12 protein-coding genes are annotated in these 14765 nt (G+C 60.7%); 7 read left to right on the plus strand and 5 right to left on the minus strand.

All coding sequences use genetic code 11. From position 1 onward, the window contains the following. Positions 1–66 precede the first annotated feature (66 nt). The 5 genes from QMX86_RS06875 (at position 67) to QMX86_RS06895 (ending at position 7747) form a co-directional block, all read left to right on the plus strand. Positions 67–363 carry a pyrroloquinoline quinone biosynthesis protein PqqE gene (locus QMX86_RS06875; RefSeq protein ID WP_243242396.1) on the plus strand — a complete coding sequence of 99 codons (297 nt, stop codon included), beginning with the start codon at positions 67–69 and terminating at the stop codon, positions 361–363. 275 nt (positions 364–638) lie between these two features. Then, positions 639–2444 carry a phenylacyl-CoA dehydrogenase gene (locus QMX86_RS06880; RefSeq protein WP_024014564.1) on the plus strand — a complete coding sequence of 602 codons (1806 nt, stop codon included), beginning with the start codon at positions 639–641 and terminating at the stop codon, positions 2442–2444. 191 nt (positions 2445–2635) lie between these two features. Next, positions 2636–3925: a GGDEF domain-containing protein gene (locus tag QMX86_RS06885; RefSeq protein ID WP_039757672.1), complete on the plus strand. Its 1290-nt coding sequence runs from the start codon at positions 2636–2638 to the stop codon at positions 3923–3925. 89 nt (positions 3926–4014) lie between these two features. Then, positions 4015–5811, plus strand: coding sequence for an acyl-CoA dehydrogenase C-terminal domain-containing protein (locus QMX86_RS06890; RefSeq protein WP_282385577.1), 1797 nt, complete (start codon positions 4015–4017; stop codon positions 5809–5811). A gap of 157 nt (positions 5812–5968) precedes the next feature. Continuing rightward, entirely contained in the window at positions 5969–7747 is a 1779-nt protein-coding gene (locus tag QMX86_RS06895) for an acyl-CoA dehydrogenase C-terminal domain-containing protein (RefSeq protein WP_016772869.1), read from the plus strand. A gap of 228 nt (positions 7748–7975) precedes the next feature. On the opposite strand, the gene QMX86_RS06900 is transcribed toward QMX86_RS06895, so the two are convergent. After that, complete coding sequence (locus tag QMX86_RS06900) at positions 7976–8890, minus strand: LysR family transcriptional regulator (protein WP_282385576.1); 915 nt, start codon at positions 8888–8890, stop codon at positions 7976–7978. A 169-nt stretch (positions 8891–9059) separates the two neighbouring features. Here QMX86_RS06900 and QMX86_RS06905 point away from each other — a divergent pair, with 169 nt between their 5' ends. Then, the gene (locus QMX86_RS06905; RefSeq protein ID WP_282385575.1) at positions 9060–10286 is read left to right on the plus strand and encodes an aminotransferase class III-fold pyridoxal phosphate-dependent enzyme; all 1227 of its coding nucleotides are present in this window, start codon (positions 9060–9062) and stop codon (positions 10284–10286) included. A 192-nt stretch (positions 10287–10478) separates the two neighbouring features. Then, entirely contained in the window at positions 10479–10637 is a 159-nt protein-coding gene (locus QMX86_RS06910; protein WP_003228885.1) for a YqaE/Pmp3 family membrane protein, read from the plus strand. Between the two features lie 142 nt (positions 10638–10779). Here QMX86_RS06910 and QMX86_RS06915 read toward each other — a convergent pair whose 3' ends face one another. Genes QMX86_RS06915 through pqqC form a run of 4 tightly spaced genes read right to left on the minus strand, consistent with a single transcriptional unit; the run spans position 10780 to position 14701 of the window. Further along, positions 10780–12579 carry a S9 family peptidase gene (locus tag QMX86_RS06915; RefSeq protein WP_282387640.1) on the minus strand — a complete coding sequence of 600 codons (1800 nt, stop codon included), beginning with the start codon at positions 12577–12579 and terminating at the stop codon, positions 10780–10782. Then, positions 12545–13705 carry a pyrroloquinoline quinone biosynthesis protein PqqE gene (gene pqqE / locus QMX86_RS06920; RefSeq protein ID WP_071173825.1) on the minus strand — a complete coding sequence of 387 codons (1161 nt, stop codon included), beginning with the start codon at positions 13703–13705 and terminating at the stop codon, positions 12545–12547. Before pqqE ends, QMX86_RS06915 begins: the two co-directional genes overlap by 35 nt. Continuing rightward, the gene (gene pqqD, locus QMX86_RS06925; RefSeq protein WP_071173824.1) at positions 13677–13952 is read right to left on the minus strand and encodes a pyrroloquinoline quinone biosynthesis peptide chaperone PqqD; all 276 of its coding nucleotides are present in this window, start codon (positions 13950–13952) and stop codon (positions 13677–13679) included. The genes pqqE and pqqD overlap by 29 nt, the downstream gene beginning before the upstream one ends. Continuing rightward, the gene (gene pqqC, locus QMX86_RS06930; RefSeq protein WP_042606685.1) at positions 13949–14701 is read right to left on the minus strand and encodes a pyrroloquinoline-quinone synthase PqqC; all 753 of its coding nucleotides are present in this window, start codon (positions 14699–14701) and stop codon (positions 13949–13951) included. The genes pqqD and pqqC overlap by 4 nt, the downstream gene beginning before the upstream one ends. Between the last annotated feature and the right edge of the window lie 64 nt (positions 14702–14765).

Raw genomic sequence — 14765 nt, forward strand, 5'->3', positions numbered from 1 at the left:
CGGGTGTTTTGCCGGCGCGTCTGCTTCAATGGCGAGCATTGATCCTTTACAGGGATGAGAGTGACTATGGAAATCTCCGGCAACACAGCTTTCTATGCGGGACTGAGCTCGATTCAGTCCGGGCAGAACCGCGTCGATCAGGCCGCCAGCCAGATCGCCAACAACACTATCGAACGTTCGGTGACCAGCCAGTCGTCCGAAGTGCAGGTAAATCGCCTGCGCGGTTTGGATCGCGCACAAGAATCGGATCTGGCGAGCAATATCGTCGAGCTGTCGCAGGGCAAGATCCAGGCAGAGCTGGGTGTGAAGGTGGCCAAGGCGTCCGACGAAGTGCTCGGGACGATCATCGATACCTTCGCCTGATCGAACTTGTCCTAGACCCCGAAACGCCGCGCCTTGTCGCGGCGTTTTTCGTTTAAGTCCTTCTTGCTCAACTAATCTTTTCTTCTACGCCCGTGGCTTATATGTAGTAGCGGCGATTTGTCGTCTCCGGCATTTGCAAAGGCTGATGACGAACGGCAAAAGAACGATGCTTGACAAGATTTCGGCGTAAACGTATGTTTCAAACAACTGTTTGACCGTCACAACAACTCAACACGGTCGTTCATTCCCGGTTACATCAGCAGAGGTTTATCGCTATGCCTGACTACAAGGCCCCCTTGCGTGATATTCGCTTCGTTCGTGACGAACTGCTCGGCTACGAAGCGCACTATCAGAGCCTGCCAGCGTGCGCAGACGCCACGCCGGACATGGTTGACGCCATCCTCGAGGAAGGCGCCAAGTTTTGTGAGCAGGTACTGGCGCCGCTGAACCGCGTGGGCGACATCGAAGGCTGCACCTGGAGCGAGTCCGGCGTGAAAACCCCGACTGGCTTCAAAGAGGCGTACAAGCAATTCGTCGAAGGCGGCTGGCCAAGCCTGGCCCACGACGTCGAGCACGGCGGTCAGGGTCTGCCTGAGTCGCTGGGCCTGGCAGTGAGCGAAATGGTTGGCGAAGCCAACTGGTCGTGGGGCATGTACCCAGGTCTGTCGCACGGTGCGATGAACACCATCTCCGAGCACGGCACCCCTGAGCAGCAGGAAGCCTATCTGACCAAACTGGTCTCCGGCGAATGGACCGGCACCATGTGCCTGACCGAACCGCACTGCGGCACCGACCTGGGCATGCTGCGCACCAAGGCCGAGCCTCAGGCCGACGGTTCCTACAAAGTTTCCGGCACCAAGATCTTCATCTCGGCCGGTGAACACGACATGGCCGACAACATCGTCCACATCGTACTGGCGCGTCTGCCCGATGCACCGGCTGGCACCAAAGGCATCTCGCTGTTCATCGTTCCAAAGTTCCTGCCAAACGCCGATGGCACCATTGGCGCGCGCAACGCAGTGAGCTGCGGTTCGCTGGAACACAAGATGGGCATCCACGGCAACGCCACTTGCGTGATGAACTTCGATGGCGCCACTGGTTACCTGATCGGCCCGGCGAACAAAGGTCTGAACTGCATGTTCACCTTTATGAACACCGCTCGCCTCGGTACCGCACTGCAAGGTCTGGCTCACGCCGAAATCGGCTTCCAGGGCGGTCTGAAATACGCTCGTGATCGCCTGCAAATGCGCTCGCTGACTGGCCCGAAAGCGCCGGACAAAGCCGCTGACCCGATCATCGTCCACCCTGACGTGCGCCGCATGCTGTTGACCATGAAGGCGTTCGCCGAAGGCAACCGCGCGATGGTCTACTTCACCGCCAAGCAAGTCGACATCGTCAAATACGGCGTCGATGAAGAAGAGAAGAAGAAGGCCGACGCACTGCTGGCGTTCATGACCCCGATCGCCAAAGCGTTCATGACCGAAGTCGGTTTCGAAGCCGCCAACCACGGCGTGCAGATCTACGGCGGCCACGGCTTCATCGCCGAGTGGGGCATGGAGCAGAACGTTCGCGACAGCCGCATTTCGATGCTGTACGAAGGCACCACCGGCATCCAGGCCCTCGACCTGCTCGGCCGCAAAGTGCTGATGACTCAAGGCGAAGCTTTGAAAGGCTTCACCAAGATCGTCCACAAGTTCTGCCAGACCAACGAAGGCAACGAAGCCGTCCAGGAATTCGTCGCGCCGCTGGCTGCACTGAACAAGGAATGGGGCGAGCTGACCATGAAGGTCGGTATGGCCGCCATGAAAGATCGCGAAGAAGTCGGCGCGGCCTCCGTGGACTACCTGATGTACTCCGGTTATGCCTGCCTGGCCTACTTCTGGGCGGACATGGCGCGTCTGGCTGCGGAAAAACTGGCTGCCGGCACTAGCGACGAGGCGTTCTACACCGCCAAGCTGCAAACCGCGCGCTTCTACTTCCAGCGCATCCTGCCGCGTACCCGTACGCACGTGGCCACTATGCTGTCGGGTGCTGGCAACCTGATGGACATGAAGGAAGAAGACTTCGCGCTGGGCTACTAAGCCTTAACGCAGTCTGACGAAAACCGCTGCTCCCGTTAGGGGGCAGCGGTTTTTTTATTGGCGGATCGCTCAGATAGTCGAGCTTCCGGCCGTTACAGAGAGCGTGTGTGATCTGGATCACATTGTGTGGGCTTGGCCGCACTTTGCAGGCACAATGCCATCTCTTTGCTATGACGGGTCGGAGCTTACCCTTGCCGCGTTCTTCCGCTGTACGTTTCAGCCATTTCCTGCCATCACTGCTGTTATTGCTTGCGGGGCTGGCGGCTGCGTACGTCAAAGACCTCAGCGTGTTTTTCACATCGCTGTTCAACGTTCTGCCGACATTGGTTCTGCTCCTCGGTGGCGCGTATTGCGCGGTGTATCGACGTCAGCGCGAACTGTTTCTGATGCTCACGGTGTACATCGCCTACTTTCTGCTGGACACCCAGACCGACTTTTACCGCGACAACGGCAAGGTCCGCGAAGACGCTGCGGTGGTGTTTCATCTGGTCTGCCTGCTGCTGCCGTTGTTGTTCGGATTATTCGCCGCATGGCAGGAACGTACCCATCTGTTTCAGGACATGGTCGCGCGCTTTGCCGTGCTGCTGGCATTTGGCAGCGTGGCGCTGGGACTGGAGCAAAGTTACCCACAGGCGCTGCTGCTGTGGTTGTCGGAGATCCGCTGGCCGGCGCTGCATGGGGCATGGATGAGTCTGATCCAGTTGTCCTATCCGGTGTTCATCTCGGCCTTCCTGCTCCTGGCCTGGCAATACTGGCGCAACCCGCGTCCGTTGCACGCGGCGCAACTGGTCGGCTTGCTCGGGGTGTTCTGGATGCTGCCGAAGACCTTCATTCTGCCGTTCACCCTGAACATCATGTGCAGCCAGGTGATGCTGATGATCGCCGCCGCCGTTGCGCATGAGGCCTATCAAATGGCCTTCCGCGACGAGCTCACCGGCCTGCCGGGACGACGTGCGCTCAACGAACGCATGCAGCGACTGGGGCGCAACTATGTGCTGGCGATGAGCGACGTCGATCACTTCAAGAAATTCAACGACACCCACGGCCACGATGTCGGTGATCAGGTGCTGCGGCTGGTCGCCAGCAAACTGTCGAAAATCAGCGGTGGCGGTAGGGCGTATCGCTACGGCGGTGAGGAATTTGCCTTGGTGTTCGCAGGCAAGACTCTTGAGGAGTGCATGCCGCACCTGGAAGTGATCCGTGAATCGATTGCGTCTTACAGCATTCAGTTACGCAACCAGGAAAACCGCCCGCAGGATGATCAGCAAGGTCGCCAGCGCCGCAGCGGTTCCGGGGCTTCGGCGGTGTCGGTGACGGTAAGTATCGGCGTCGCCGAACGTGTCGAGCAGCGCACCCCTGAAGAAGTGCTCAAGTCCGCCGACCAGGCGTTGTACAGCGCCAAGGGCGCCGGACGTAACTGCGTCATGGCATTCGGGCAGAACCGCCGTGGCGCGGTGCGCATGGACGCTGCTGCGGGTTGAGTGATGACGACGCATTCAGCGCCTGCACGATGATTGCCGCGCGTGGTGGCCAGCAGTAGGTTGGAGGATCTGCTGACGGAGAAGCCACCATGCCCGAGTACAAAGCTCCCCTGCGCGACATGCGCTTTCTGATCGATCACGTCTTCGACTTCCACTCCAGCTACGCCAATCTCGGCGCGCATGACGCCAGCCCGGACATGATCAGCGCGATCCTCGAAGAAGGCGCGAAGTTCTGCGAGAACGTGCTGGCCCCGCTCAATCGCAGCGGCGACGAAGAGGGCTGCCATTTCGACAACGGCGTGGTAACAACGCCTACAGGCTTCAAGCAGGCCTTCGCACAATATGTCGAGGGCGGCTGGCATGGATTGGCGGCCGATCCGGCTTACGGTGGCCAAGGGTTGCCGAGTTCGCTGGGGCTGGTGATCAGCGAGATGGTCGGCTCCAGCAACACGTCCTGGGGCATGTACCCCGGCCTGACCCACGGCGCGATGTCGGCGATCCACGCCCACGGTACCGCCGAGCAGAAAGACACCTACCTGAGCAAACTCACCGCTGGCCAGTGGACCGGCACCATGTGCCTGACCGAAGCCCACTGCGGCACTGATCTGGGCATCATCAAGACTCGCGCGGTGCCCCGGGCCGACGGCAGCTACGCGATCACCGGCAGCAAGATTTTCATTTCCGCCGGCGAGCATGACCTGAGCGACAACATCATCCATCTGGTCCTGGCCAAGCTGCCGGACGCACCGGCCGGAACCAAGGGCATTTCCCTGTTTATCGTGCCCAAGTTCCTGCCCGATGCAGCAGGCGAAGCGGGTGCGCGCAACGGCGTTTCCTGTGGCTCGATCGAGCACAAGATGGGCATCAAGGCTTCAGCCACCTGTGTGCTGAACTTCGATGCTGCCACCGGTTACCTGATCGGCGAGCCGAACAAAGGCCTCAACTGCATGTTCACCATGATGAACCACGCGCGGCTCGGCACCGGCATGCAGGGGCTGTGTCTGGGCGAGGCGAGTTTTCAGGGTGCGATCAAGTACGCCAATGACCGCCTGCAGATGCGCGCGCTGACCGGCGCCAAGGCCCCGGAAAAACCTGCCGATCCGATCATCGTCCACCCCGATGTGCGGCGCATGTTGCTGACCATGAAAGCCTTCAACGAAGGCAACCGCGCGCTGACCTATTTCACCGCGCAGATGCTCGATGTCGCGCACCTGAGCAGCGACGCCGAGGCGCGTCAGGAGGCCGAAGACCTGTTGGCGTTCCTCACGCCGATCTGCAAGGCCTTCATGACCGACACCGGGCTGGAAGTGACCAACCACGGCATGCAGGTGTTTGGCGGCCACGGTTTCATTCGCGAGTGGGGCATGGAGCAACTGGTGCGCGATTGCCGGATTGCGCCGATCTATGAGGGCACCAACGGCATTCAAGCGCTGGACCTGCTTGGGCGCAAGGTGCTGGGCAGTCAGGGCAGGCTGCTGCGCGGCTTTACCAAAATCGTCCACAAATTCTGCGCAGCGAACGCCGACCACGCGCAATTGGGCCGCTTCGTCGCGCAACTTGACGGGCTCAATCAACAGTGGGGCGACCTGACCATGAAGGTCGGCATGGCCGCCATGAAGAACCCGGACGAAGTCGGCGCCGCATCGGTGGATTACCTGATGTACAGCGGCTACATCATCCTGGGCTACCTGTGGCTGCGCATGGCGTTGGTTGCGCAGGCACAGCTGGAGGCGGGCGAGGGTGAGGCTGATTTCCTCAAGGGCAAACTGGCGACGTGCGAGTTCTACTTCAAGCGTTTGTTGCCGCGTACGGCTGCGCATCAGGCGGCGATCGAGGCGGGCAGTGATTGTTTGATGAATTTGCCGGCGCAGGCGTTTGCTTTGTAGGGCAGATCGAAAGATCGCGGCGATCTTTTTCTAGTGACTAAAAATAACAAATCAGTCACCGGCTGACCCTATGTGTCGCAAAAGTTGTTGAGGTACACTCAGGCTCAACGAAAACATCATTCCACGAACCACCTGTTTAGATCTTGCGAGGTTTGCCATGGCTGACTACAAAGCGCCGCTGCGCGATATGCGCTTCGTCCTCAATGAAGTGTTCGAAGTCGCCAAACTCTGGGCCGAGCTGCCGGCGCTGGCCGAGACCGTCGACGCCGAAACCGTTGAAGCGATTCTCGAAGAGGCCGGCAAGGTCACCAGCAAAAGCATCGCGCCACTGAGCCGTGCCGCTGACGAGGAAGGTTGCCATTGGGCGGACGGTGCCGTCACCACGCCGGCCGGTTTCCCACAGGCTTATCAGACTTATGCCGAAGGCGGCTGGGTCGGCGTCGGCGGTGATCCGGCCTACGGCGGCATGGGCATGCCCAAAGCCGTGTCGGCGCAGGTCGAAGAAATGGTCAACTCCGCCAGCCTCGCGTTCGGTCTGTATCCGATGCTGACCGCTGGCGCCTGCCTGTCGATCAATGCCCATGCCAGTGAAGAACTCAAAGCTGCGTACCTGCCGAACATGTACGCCGGCATCTGGGCCGGTTCCATGTGCCTGACCGAGCCGCACGCCGGCACCGATCTGGGGATCATTCGCACCAAAGCCGAACCCCAGGCCGATGGTTCCTACAAGGTCAGCGGCACCAAGATCTTCATCACCGGCGGCGAGCACGACCTCACCGAGAACATCATTCATCTGGTACTGGCCAAGCTGCCGGACGCCCCGGCCGGTCCGAAAGGCATTTCGCTGTTCCTGGTGCCGAAGTTCATGGTCAATGCCGACGGCAGCCTCGGTGCGCGTAACCCGGCCAACTGCGGTTCGATCGAGCACAAGATGGGCATCCAGGCTTCGGCGACCTGCGTGATGAACTTCGACGAAGCCGTCGGCTATCTGGTCGGCGAGCCGAACAAAGGCCTGGCCGCGATGTTCACCATGATGAACTACGAGCGCCTGGGTGTTGGTATTCAAGGCCTGGCCACCGGCGAGCGCTCTTATCAGAACGCTGTTGAATATGCGCGCGATCGTCTGCAGAGCCGTTCGCCGACCGGCGCGCAGAACAAGGACAAAGTTGCTGACCCGATCATCGTCCACCCGGACGTGCGACGCATGCTGCTGACCATGAAAGCCTCGAACGAAGGCGGCCGTGCGTTCTCCACGTATGTGGCGATGCAACTGGACACCGCCAAGTTCAGCGAAGACGCGACCACCCGCAAGCGCGCGGAAGATCTGGTGGCGTTGCTGACGCCGGTAGCGAAAGCCTTCCTGACCGACCTGGGTCTGGAAACCACCGTCCACGGCCAGCAGATTTTCGGCGGCCACGGCTACATCCGCGAGTGGGGGCAGGAGCAACTGGTGCGTGACGTGCGCATCACCCAGATCTACGAAGGCACCAACGGTATTCAGGCGCTGGACCTGGTCGGGCGCAAGATCGTTGGCAGTGGCGGCGCGTTCTACCAGTTGTTCGCTGACGAGATCCGCCATTTCACCGCAACCGCCAGTGCTGATCTGGGCGAGTTCACCAAGCCGCTGAACGATGCCGTCGACACCCTCGACGAGCTGACCGCGTGGCTGCTGGACCGGGCGAAAAACAATCCGAACGAAATCGGCGCGGCCTCGGTCGAATATTTGCAAGCGTTTGGATACACCGCTTACGCCTACATGTGGGCGTTGATGGCCAAAGCCTCGCTGGGCAAGGAAGCGCAAGATGATTTCTATGCGAGCAAGCTGGGCACCGCACGCTTCTATTTTGCCCGTTTGCTGCCGCGTATCCACTCGTTGAGCGCGTCGGTCAAGGCCGGTAGCGAGTCGCTGTTCCTGCTGGATGCGGCACAGTTTTGATCCTGTAGACGTCATGTAAGCATTTGCTTACGTGACGTGCTGCTGTTCTCCCATATCCGTATATTGGATCCACGGCTAATCTACATTTCATGGACGTCGCGCAGGAAGCGCAAAGTAAACAACACGGACACGTAGGATTCTGCCAGGGTGGCGGAGTGAAATGGATGTCAGGGAAACAGTCTGCAAAGCCCCGCTTCGGCGGGGTTTTCTTTTGCCTGAAGAAAAGTTTCAGGCAAGCGGATCGAGGGGCGGCTTCGTTTCGCGATCGATCACCTCTTCAAGCAATGTCCGCAGCAATACCAACGAGGCCTGCTGGCGCTGCACATCACGGCACACCAGGCCAACTTGCAACGGCACCCGTGGCTCGCTCAGCGGTTTCCACAGCAGATCCTCATCGTCGTATTCCTTTTGCGAACGTCCCGGCAGCACCGTTGCCAGCCGGGTGTGCGGCAGGCTATCGAGAATCCCCAGCATAGTGTTCAGCTCGGCCTGCACCTGCGGGCGTCGTCCGAGGCTGGTCAGTTGTGCCTGCCAGATCTGCCGGATCTGGAACTCTTCGCCGAGCAGCAACATGGGCAGCTCAGCAGCCTGGCGCATCGAGACTTTCTTGAACTCGCGCAAGGGATGGTCCGCCGGGATGACCAGCGTCAGTTCATCTTCATACAGCAACACCCCGTGCAGACCGGGTTGGCGCGGCGGCAGATAGCTGATGCCGATGTCCAGGGAACCATTGAGCAGACGCCGTTCGATTTCCAGCCCGGTCAGTTCATAAATTTGTACCACCAGATGCGGCTGCGCCTTGCGCACACGCTCGAGCATCTGCGGCACAAGGCTGGTGTGCACCGTTTGCAACACACCGATCGCCAGTGTGCGCAGTGCCTGACCCTTGAAACTACCCAACGCCTCGCGCGCCCGCTGCAAGCCATCGAGCAATGGCAACGCGTGGTTGTACAGCGTATGCGCAGCGAGGGTCGGCAGCAGGCGTTTGCTGCTGCGTTCGAACAGGGTGACGTCGAGATTCTGCTCCAGCTGACGGATCTGTTGCGACAGCGCCGGTTGCGAGATCGACAAGCGCTCAGCCGCACGGCCGACATGGCCTTCTTCGTAGACCGCGACGAAATAACGCAGTTGTTTGAAATCCATAAGTCGTGCTTATCGAAATGGCTGGGAAATCGAAATGGCCTGAAGCCGTTTGCGCGCCTAGTCTAACCGCATTCACAAGGCTTGCAGGGCCAGAAAGCGTGACGAATTCCATTTGCTTCGTTCGTGATTACATAGGCAGTTCAAAAAACCTCAAGCGAGGTTCTTCCGCATGAATCTGTTCAGTTTGCGGCGCCAGACGCCGAGTCTGGATGACCTCTGCTTCGAGGCGGGGCAATCCGCTATGACCGACCATCTCAATGCCCAACGCCTGATGCCCAGTGTCGAGCGGCCGCATCAAGTGTTCGTTCGCGGCCAGGGTTCATGGCTGTGGGACAGCAACGATCGCGCCTACCTCGACTTTTCCCAGGCCGGCGGCGCCAACAGCCTTGGCCACAGCCCCACGGCGCTGGTCAAAGCCATCGCCAATCAGGCCCAGGCGCTGATCAATCCCGGCTGCAATCTGCAAAATCGCGGCATGCTCAGCCTCGCCGAGCGTCTGTGCGCCAGCACGTCCAGCGATCAGGCATACCTGCTCAACAGTGGCAGCGAGGCTTGTGAGGCGGCGATCAAACTGGCGCGCAAATGGGGGCAACTGCATCGCAGCGGCGCCTCGCGGATCATCGTGGCGCAGCACGGTTGCCATGGCCGCAGTCTGGCGACGGTCGATCAAGTGCCATTCAACGACCTGCCGGCGCTGCATGCGGCGGTGGATGCGCAGACCGTGGCAATCATGCTGGAGCCGATCCAGAGCGATGCCGGGGTTATTCCCGCGACCGAGCACTACCTCAAAGGCGTCGAGCGACTGTGTCGTGACCTGGGCATTCTGCTGATTCTCGACGAAGTGCAGACCGGCATCGGCCGTTGCGGCAGCTTGCTTGCCGAACAGTCCTACGGCATTCGCGCCGATATCGTCGTGCTCGGCAAAGGCCTTGGCGGCGGCTTGCCGCTGGCGGCCTTGCTGGCGCGAGGCAAGGCCTGCTGCTTCGCCACTGGCGAGCTGAGCGGCACCCATCACGGCAACGCCTTGATCACGGCGGCCGGTCTGGTAGTGCTCGACAGCATCCATGACCGCAGCTTCTTTCAGCAGGTCAACGACAACGGCCAGCACCTGCGCGAAGGCCTGGCGCGACTGGCGCACCGCTACGGTCACGGCGAGTTGCGCGGCCAAGGCCTGTTTTACGGGTTGACGCTGTCCGACGAATGCGCCGACGCCGTCGTTCACGCCGCACTTCACGAAGGCCTGATATTGAACGCCGCGCAGCCTGACTGCCTGCGCTTCACCCCGGCACTCACTGTCAGCAAAGCCAACATCGACGAAATGCTCCTGCGCCTGGGCCGCGCCTTCTCGCGAGTGCGCACCGCCCAAGTGCACTGCCGCAAAGGCATTGCCGTCTGAGCCGAGCTGCCCCAACCGATCACCTGAACCGTCTCGCGGTATAACGCACGCCCCACGCCTGATTCTTTTGGCGTGGGGCGTTTTTTTGTGATGCTGGCGGTCAAATAGCAAGCGTAATGAACCCTGACGAACGGCACAGGTCGATTAGCTTGTATGGCTCAAGTGAGCCAACCCCCATTCAGGAGCTGCCCCATGGATTTCATTCGTATCATCATCGCTATTCTGTTGCCGCCACTGGGCGTGTTTCTGCAGGTCGGGTTTGGCGGGGCGTTCTGGCTGAACATTCTGCTGACGCTGTGCGGCTACATTCCAGGGATCGTGCATGCGGTGTATATCATCGCCAAGCGTTGAGTTCAGTGGCGTCTGATCAATAGCTATCGCGGGCAAGCCCGCTCCCACAGTGTCATGAGTGATCACAATTTTTGTGTACACCAAATAACCTGTGGGAGCGGGCTTGCCCGCGATTGGAGCGACGCAGTCTCAAAGTGAGGGCTCAGTCAGTTAGCCCCATCACCCGCCGATAAAACGTCCACTCCCGCTCCAGCGCATGCGCCTGGTTAGCCGCGCGACGAAAGCCGTGGCGTTCGTCAGGGTAGTAATGCGCTTCGACCGGGATGCCGTTGTGCTCCAGCGCCGCGACCATGTCGCGGGTCTGTTGCGGCACGACCACCGCGTCCAGTTCACCCTGGAAGAAAATCACCGGCACGCGAATATTGTCTGCGTGCAGCAATGGCGTGCGGGCGGCATAGCGTTCGGCATCTCGCTCGGGATCGCCGATCAGCCAATCCAGATAATCGCCCTCGAACTTGTGCGTGGCCCGGGCCAGCGCGACCGGGTCGCTGACGCCATAGAGGCTGGCACCTGCGCGGAAAACCTGCCTGAACGCCAGTGCGCACAATGTGGTGTAACCACCTGCACTGCCACCGCGAATGAACGCGCGGTCGCCATCGATCAAGCCTTGATCGGCGAGATAGCTGACCACCGCGCAGGCATCCTCGACATCCACCTCGCCCCAGCGCAGATGCAGCGCTTGCCGATATTCGCGACCATAGCCACTGCTGCCGCGATAGTTGAGGTCGGCGACGGCAAAGCCGCGCTGGGTCCAGTACTGGATACGCGGATCGAGGATCGGATAGCACGCCGAGGTCGGGCCGCCGTGGATAAACACCACCAGCGGCGGTTTCGCTTCACCGCCCATGGCCGGGTAGAAGAAGCCGTGCGCCTCGCCGGAGCCGCTCGGATAACGCAAGGTCTGCGGACGGCTGATGCGTTCGGCAGGCAATGGAGCCACGCCGCCAGCGAGGATTTTCACGGCATGCGAGACACGATCAATGGCGATCACTGCCGACGGGCTGGTCGGCGATGCAGCGATGCAATAGATGAATTGTTGATCCATCGCCAAGTGGCGGAAGCGGCTGTAGTCACCGCTGAAATCTTCATTTCCCAAGGCCAGGCGCCCGAAACCATCCTCGCTCCAGCTGGCTAAGAATTGATCACCGACAGGCAGCCAAGTGCAGCCGCCAAGCTGCCACGGCGCGGGCGCGTGATCGGCCTCGGCACTCGGTAGCGCGTGCAAGCCATCGGACGTTTCGACCCACGGCTGCCAGTAGCCGCCACGATCTGTCAGGCAGTAGAGCCGGCCGTCGGCGTCGAAGCGCGGCTGTTGGATCGACTCCTCGATCTGCGCACCGGCAACACAGCGAGGCGCAGAAAAATCACCTTCCGCGACCATCAACCGCGTCGAGGTCCACGGCTGATGCGGTCGGCTCCACTCGATCCATGCCAAGCGATGGCCGTTCGGGCTCAGCGTTGGCGACGCATAAAAATCCGCACCCTCGGCCAGCACCTGTCGCGTACCGCTCGCCAGATCAATCGCCACCAGGCGATGTCGATCCTGCTGCTCTTCGACCGCCAACACCCGGCCAGCGGCGAATTGCAGATCGCCGTAGCGGCAGTCAGTCGACGTCAGCGCGACCGGCTCGCCATCCAGCGCCTGCCGATACATCTGCTGATCCGCTTCATTGACGAAAACCACCCCGTCAGGCGTCAGACAAAACGCACCACCGCCATATTCGTACACGCGGCTACGCACGCTGAAGCCGTCCGGCGTCAGACGTTTCGCCACGCCATCGCGCCAATGCCAGATTCGGCACGCGGCGTCCTCGGGGCGGTATTCATTCCAGAACACGCCATGGGCGCCGAGCTGCAGTTCGGCGAAGTCGGTCCCGGCGGCGACGGCCTGGGCGGCGCTGAAAGGCTCAGCCCTTGGCGATGAGGCGTGAGTTTCGTTCATTGCGAAAGGCCAATTGTTCGATGGTTTGAGTGGCGCTCTCGGCTTCTTCGCGGGCCTTGAGGATCACGCCGTGATGTTCGGACTTGCTGCACACCGGGTCGGCATTACTGGCGTCGCCGGTGAGCATGAACGCCTGGCAGCGGCAGCCGCCGAAGTCTTTTTCTTTCTCGTCGCAAGAGCGGCACGGCTCGGGCATCCAGTCGTAACCGCGAAAACGGTTGAAGCCGAACGAGTCATACCAGATGTGTTGCATGCTGTGATCGCGCACGTTGGGAAACTGCACCGGCATCTGGCGGGCACCATGGCAGGGCAGGGCGGTGCCGTCCGGGGTGACGGTCAGGAAGATGCTGCCCCAGCCGTTCATGCAGGCTTTCGGGCGTTCTTCGTAATAGTCCGGAGTGACGAAAATCAGCTTGCACGGATGCCCTTCGGCTTCCAACCTGGCCCGGTATTCGTTGGTGATGCGTTCGGCGCGCACCAGTTGCTCCTTGGTCGGCAGCAGGCCAACACGGTTGAGCTGCGCCCAGCCGTAGAACTGGCAAGTGGCGAGTTCGACGAAGTCGGCCTCCAGCGCAATGCACAGTTCGATAATGCGGTCGATCTTGTCGATGTTGTGCCGATGGGTGACGAAGTTCAGCACCATCGGATAGCCGTGGGCCTTGACTGCGCGAGCCATTTCCAGCTTTTGCGCAAAGGCCTTTTTCGAACCGGCGAGCAGGTTGTTCACTTGCTCGTCGCTGGCCTGAAAACTGATCTGGATGTGATCAAGCCCGGCCTTTTTGAAGTCGCTGATTTTCTGCTCGGTCAGGCCAATGCCGGAGGTGATCAGGTTGGTGTAGAAACCCAACTGCCGCGCTTCACGGATAAGTTCGGCCAAGTCCTGACGCACCAGCGGTTCGCCGCCGGAAAAGCCCAATTGCGCCGCGCCCATCTCCCGCGCTTCGCGGAACACCTTGATCCATTGCTCGGTGGTCAGCTCTTTGCCCTGCTCGGCGAAATCCAGCGGATTGGAGCAGTACGGGCATTGCAGCGGGCAGCGGTAGGTCAGCTCGGCGAGCAGCCACAGCGGCAGGCCGACTTGCGGTTTGGCCGGCAGATCAGCCAAGGGTGAGCCAGTGTTGCTCACGGGCAACCTCCATGAATTGCTCGACGTCGTCACCGAGCTCGGGCACGCCGGGGAACTGCTTGTCGAGTTCGGCAATGATTGCCGCGACATCGCGTTCGCCATCAATCAGGCCGCCGATCAGCGCGGCCGTTTCGTTGAGCTTGATCATGCCTTCCGGGTACAGCAACACATGGCCTTTTTGCGCCGGTTCGTACTGGAAGCGATAGCCCGGGCGCCAGCTCGGCACTTTGCTGCGGTCGAAATTCATAAGGTGATTCCTTTATGCCAGACCCGTTGTTCGGTCACGCTGTGATACGGCGGACGGTTCAGTTCATAGGCCATGCTCATGGCATCGAGCATGCTCCAAAGAATGTCCAGTTTGAACTGGAGAATTTCCAGCATGCGCTCCTGGCCTTCGCGGGTCTTGTAATGCTCAAGGGTGATCGCCAGCCCATGCTCGACGTCACGCCGCGCCTGACCGAGACGGGTGCGGAAGTATTCGTAGCCGGCCGGGTCGATCCACGGGTAATGCTGCGGCCAGCTGTCGAGGCGCGACTGGTGAATCTGCGGCGCGAACAATTCGGTCAGCGAACTGCTGGCGGCTTCCTGCCAACTGGCGCGACGGGCGAAGTTGACGTAGGCATCGACGGCGAAACGCACGCCGGGCAGCACCAGTTCCTGGGAGCGCAATTGGTCCGGATCGAGGCCGACAGCTTGGCCCAAACGCAGCCAAGCTTCGATGCCGCCGTCTTCACCGGGTGCGCCGTCGTGATCGAGCAGGCGCTGAATCCACTCGCGGCGGATTTCCCGATCCGGGCAATTGGCAAGGATCGCCGCGTCTTTCAGGGGAATGTTCACCTGATAGTAGAAGCGGTTGGCGACCCAGCCCTGAATCTGCTCGCGGGTCGCGCGGCCTTCGTACATCGCCACGTGGTACGGGTGGTAGATGTGGTAATAGGCGCCTTTGGCGCGCAGGGCCGCTTCGAATTCGGCGGGGGACAGCGGGGTGTCGGTCATGTCTGTTCTCCGGGAACAACCCTGGAAATCTCTGGTGTCTGTGCTGGCCTCTTCGCGAGCAGGC

The sequence above is a fragment of the Pseudomonas sp. PS01270 genome (assembly GCF_029959775.1).
Lineage (GTDB): Bacteria > Pseudomonadota > Gammaproteobacteria > Pseudomonadales > Pseudomonadaceae > Aquipseudomonas > Aquipseudomonas atacamensis.